Below are 4,324 nucleotides of genomic sequence, written 5' to 3' on the forward strand. Positions count from 1 at the left end.
TCCTCACCGGCCCGGACACTACCAGAGCCTTCCGCCCCAAAGGAACGCTCGCGAAGCCCCCCCGGTTCCAGCCCACCAACGCCCTGCACGGCCGGTCAGTCCCCGTCCCCGTCGGGTGGCTCATATGGACGGCGGGGCCACCGTCCCCGGGGCCGCGGGGTTCACGGACGCGGCCGGGCGGCGCTCGGGGGCCCGGAAGCCCAGGCCCACGGACGGCAGGAAGGTCATCCCGCCCAGGTCCCGCTTCTGCCCGAAGACGTGGGGGTTGCAGAAGACGTAGCCCCCGGTGAGCTCCGCGTAGAAGTGCACGTACTTGTAGCCGACCGCGAAGCCCACCGTGGAGCCCACGAAGTGGCTGTTCACCACGGACGGCAGGCTCGCGTCGAAGCCCGTCACCGGCTTGCCCTGCTGGGAGAAGTCCACCAGTTGGGCGTCCAACCGGGTGTGGCTGAAGACGTACTTGGGGGCGCCGTAGAGCTTGAACACGTCGCCGTACTCGGCGCTCAGGTACAGCGGCACCTCCACGTCGGTCCGGCTGAAGTCCCCCAGCTGGACGACCTCCAGGACGTCCATCACCGCCCCGGAGAACAGGTACTTGGACACCCCCAGTCCCAGCGCCAGGTCATAGGAGCGGCGAGGCCCCGGCCCGCCGTGGGCCAGGCGCACCTTGCCGTCGAAGCGCAGCGCGTTGCCGTTGTAACGCCCTCCCACGTCGAAGCCGTCCAGCAGCCCCACCCGCACCATCAGCTCCGGGTTCACCCCCGGCGGGGCCACCGCCAGGGCCAGGCCCGCCGTCAGCAGGCGCTGCTGGTCCTCCTCCGTGAGGTTGTAGGGCCGGTCCTCCTCGATGGCCCGCTTCGCCTCGAGCCCCTGGTCGATGCCCACGTCCACCACCGACGCCAGCGTCCCCACCGGGACGAACACGCCCATGCTGCCCGTCACCTGGACCTGGCCCGGGGAGAGCGTCTTGGCCGTCTGCATGGTGGACAACGGGGTCGCGCACCCGGCGGCGAGCCCAGCGAGCCCCAGCAGGAGCAGAACGGGAAGGTTTCTCATGGGGTTGCAGGTTAAGCCCATTTCCAGCGCGAACGCTTCAATCCGGGCGGTCACGTGGTAAGGGGGCATCGTGCGAATCAAGCAAAAACCCGAGGACTTCTCCGTGAAGGAGTCCTACCGCTTCGACGAAGTCGCCAGCGGAAAGCATCGCGTCTACCTGATGGACAAGCAGAAGCTGTCCACCTTTGACGCAGTCAACCGAATCCGTGACGCGTTCGGCCTCAAGCCCGGCGCCATCAGCTATTGCGGCCTGAAGGACAAGCAGGGCCGCACCGAGCAGATCATCGCCGTGGACAGCGCGGACGTGGACATGCAGGAGCCCGATCTGCGCCTGAAGTTCCTGGGCCGGACGGACAAGCCGCTGTCCGCGAGGAACATCACCTCCAACCGCTTCTCCGTCACCGTGCGTGCCCTCACGCGTGACTCGCTTGCGCCGCTGAACCTGGCCGCCGCGGAGGTGAACCGGCTGGGCGTGGTGAACTACTTCGACAGCCAGCGCTTCGGCGCGCTCAAGCACGGCCAGGGCTTCATCGCCAAGGACCTCATCCGGGGCGACTTCGAGGCCGCGCTGCACAACTACTTCGCCCGCCCCTCGGACCTGGACCGCACCGAGGACGCCAAGGTGAAGGGCTTCTGGCGCGACAACTGGGGCAAGTGGGACGCGCGCGTGCCCTTCGAGGGCGCGAAGAAGTACCACCGCATCCTGCGCTCCCTGCGTGAACACCCGGGCGACTGGCTCCGCGCGTTCCTGCAGATCGACTCGGACTACCGGGCGATGATCCTCTTCGAATACCAGAGCTTCCTCTGGAACGAGGGCGTCCGCCGCTACCTCCAGCTGATGCTGCCGCGCGAAGCCATGTTCCCCATGCGCTACCAGGCCGGCACGCTGCTGCACTTCCGGGACGCGACCCCGGACGTGCTGCACACGCTGCGCGAGAAGACCTTCCCGCTCGTGGGGCCGGACTCCACCTTCGAGGATCCGAAGGTGGCGGAGGCCATGGCGTGGGTGCTGGGCAAGGAGAAGCTCAAGCTCCCCGACCTGCGCATCAAGGGCGCGGAGCGGATGCTCTACTTCAAGGGTGAGGAGCGCCCGCTGGTGATGTTCCCGCACAAGCTCGTCGTGGGCCGCACGCAGAACGACGACGTGAACCGCGGCGACATCAAGGTCAACGTGGCCTTCACGCTGCCCCCGGGCGCGTACGCCACGCTGGTCATCAAGCGCCTGTTCCACTTCGAGTACACGGAGGACTCGAAGGAGGACATCCGCACCTCGCAGCGCCCGCGGCTCGTCACCACCGAGCGCGACGAGGTCCGGGTGGAAGAGGCCCGGAGTGTCGCGCGTGCCTCGGAAGGACCTTCCCGCCACCGCACCCTGGCGGACCGGGCCACCCCGCGCACCACGCGTCCGGCCACGTCCGAGCGTCCGGCCACGTCCGAGCGCCCCGCCCGTCCGGGCACCTCCCGTCGCGACGACCGGGCCGCACCGCCCGCGAAGGACGCCCGTCCCCCCAGCCGCATCGGCCGTCCTGCCCGCAAGCCCCGCGAGGAGCTGCCGGACCTGGATGAGGTCAAGGCCGCCCCCTCGCCTGCTCCCGAGCCGGAGATTCCGTTGGGCTTCCGGGCGAAGCAGAAGCAGCGCAAGCAGGTGAAGGCCGAAAGCCGGGCGGAAAAGGCCGAAAAGCAGCGCCTGGCCGCCGCCAAGTCCGCGAAAAAACAGAAGCGGAAGTGATGATCGAGGGCGGCGCAATGGCCTTTGGCCGCGCCCGTAGTCCAGGGTGTGAACGCTCTTGCCCTCGACTCGCTCCCCATGGCCATCGGAATGCTGATGGCTGAGGACGCCGCCCCGCTCCCCTGGAAGGCGGACGTGCAGGCCGCCCGCAAGGGGGACCCGTCCGCTTTCGAAGCGCTCGTTCGCAGCGTGCAGCGCCCGGTGTACGGCCTGGCGCTGCGCCTCTTGCAGAGCGACGCGGAGGCCGCCGAGGTCGCGCAGGAGGCCCTTCTCCGCGCGTACCAGAACCTCCACCGGTATGACGACTCGCGCCCGTTCGATCTCTGGGTGCTCGCCATCACCCGCAACCTCTGCCTGGACCTGCTCCGCCGCCGCACCAAGGTGCGCACGGAGGAGCTGGAGCCCATGAAGGAGGTGCTCCCCAGCAACGACGTGTCCCAGGAGGACGGGGCCATCGCGCGCGAGGAGCGGCAGTCACTGGAGGCCGCCATGGAGACGCTCTCCGTGGACGACCGTGAAGTGCTGGCCCTCTATTACGTCCAGAAGCGCACCACGAAGGAGATCGCGCAGATCATGGGCTGCGCGCCCGGGACCATCATGGCCCGCCTGTTCCGAGCCCGTGAAAAGCTGCGCAAGAAGATGGCGCCCGCCGAGGAGGAGACGCGATGAGCCCCACCCCCTGCCCTGATCTGGAGGTCCTCTTCGCGGAGCTGGAGGCCGGTGAGGGTCCCGCCCTGGATCACGCCGCGGAGTGCGAGGCGTGCGCGGCCCTGATGGAGGATCACCGCCTGCTGGAGAACGACTTGTTCCGGCTGGCGGATCCGCTCCCGCCCCCGTCGCTGGTCGTGAACGTGATGGCCCGCGTCGCGGAGAGCCCCGTGCCCCAGCGCCGCGAGGTGTGGACGGGCCTGGCCATCCTGCTCACGTCCCTGGGCGTGGGTCTGGGCTTCCTGTTCACCAATGACAGGGCGCTCGGCCGCATGGGCACCGCGTTCGCATCCAGCGTGCGTGACAGCCGCGCGTTCGTGGAAGGCCTGTTCAGCGGTGCGCACGCCCTGTGGAGCACCGCGGGGCTGGCGGTGGCCTGCATCGTCGCCTTCGTCGTGTTCACGTCGCTGTTCGGCCTGAAGCGCCTGGCCGGATCCCCTCCTCCGTCCCTCTCCGAAGCCTGAGCGTGACCATGAAGATCCTCCCCCGCCTGTTGCTTCCGACCCTCCTCCTCGGCGCCCCCGTGGCGCTCGCGGAAGGCGCCCCGGCCCCCGCCGCTGCCGCCACCGCGCCGGCCCGCACCATCGACGTGAGCTTCCGCGGTTCGCTGCGGGACGCGCTCAAGACCATCGCGGAGAAGGGCGGCCTGAACCTGGTCGTCACCGGCGACCTGGACACCCCCGCCGAAGTGCGGCTGCGCGGCATCAGCGCCGAGCAGGCCCTGCGCACCGTGGCCCGCGCCTACTCGCTCCACCTGGAGCAGGACGGCTCCATCTTCACGCTGCGCCCGCTGACCGCGAAGGAGAAGGAGTCCGGCGTAGGCCCCACGGC

General features: G+C 69.4%; 4 protein-coding genes and 1 pseudogene. 4 read left to right on the forward strand and 1 reads right to left on the reverse strand.

Going from position 1 to position 4,324, the window contains the following annotated elements:
- Window positions 1-120 precede the first annotated feature (120 nt).
- Window positions 121-1,056, reverse strand: a complete 936-nt coding sequence (locus D7Y15_RS42445; RefSeq protein ID WP_121756112.1) for a hypothetical protein — start codon at window positions 1,054-1,056, stop codon at window positions 121-123.
- A gap of 70 nt (window positions 1,057-1,126) precedes the next feature.
- Here D7Y15_RS42445 and truD point away from each other — a divergent pair, with 70 nt between their 5' ends.
- From truD to D7Y15_RS42465, 4 genes and pseudogenes are all read left to right on the forward strand, one after another.
- Window positions 1,127-2,785: a tRNA pseudouridine(13) synthase TruD gene (gene truD / locus D7Y15_RS42450; protein ID WP_120581563.1), complete on the forward strand. Its 1,659-nt coding sequence runs from the start codon at window positions 1,127-1,129 to the stop codon at window positions 2,783-2,785.
- A gap of 96 nt (window positions 2,786-2,881) precedes the next feature.
- Entirely contained in the window at window positions 2,882-3,454 is a 573-nt protein-coding gene (locus D7Y15_RS42455; protein WP_233597534.1) for an RNA polymerase sigma factor, read from the forward strand.
- A complete protein-coding gene (locus D7Y15_RS42460; protein ID WP_120581561.1) occupies window positions 3,451-3,957 on the forward strand; it encodes a hypothetical protein in 507 nt (168 codons plus the stop codon). Before D7Y15_RS42455 ends, D7Y15_RS42460 begins: the two co-directional genes overlap by 4 nt.
- A gap of 8 nt (window positions 3,958-3,965) precedes the next feature.
- A pseudogene (locus D7Y15_RS42465) lies at window positions 3,966-4,324 on the forward strand (hypothetical protein); the annotation flags it as partial.

The organism is Corallococcus sp. AB030, from assembly GCF_003668965.1.
GTDB lineage: Bacteria > Myxococcota > Myxococcia > Myxococcales > Myxococcaceae > Corallococcus > Corallococcus exiguus.

Coding starts and splice junctions, on each gene's coding strand:
- D7Y15_RS42445 (WP_121756112.1), bottom strand. CDS start 1,056: ATGAGAAACCTTCCCGTTCTGCTCCTGCTGGGGCTCGCTGGGCTCGCC.
- D7Y15_RS42455 (WP_233597534.1), top strand. CDS start 2,882: ATGGCTGAGGACGCCGCCCCGCTCCCCTGGAAGGCGGACGTGCAGGCC.
- D7Y15_RS42460 (WP_120581561.1), top strand. CDS start 3,451: ATGAGCCCCACCCCCTGCCCTGATCTGGAGGTCCTCTTCGCGGAGCTG.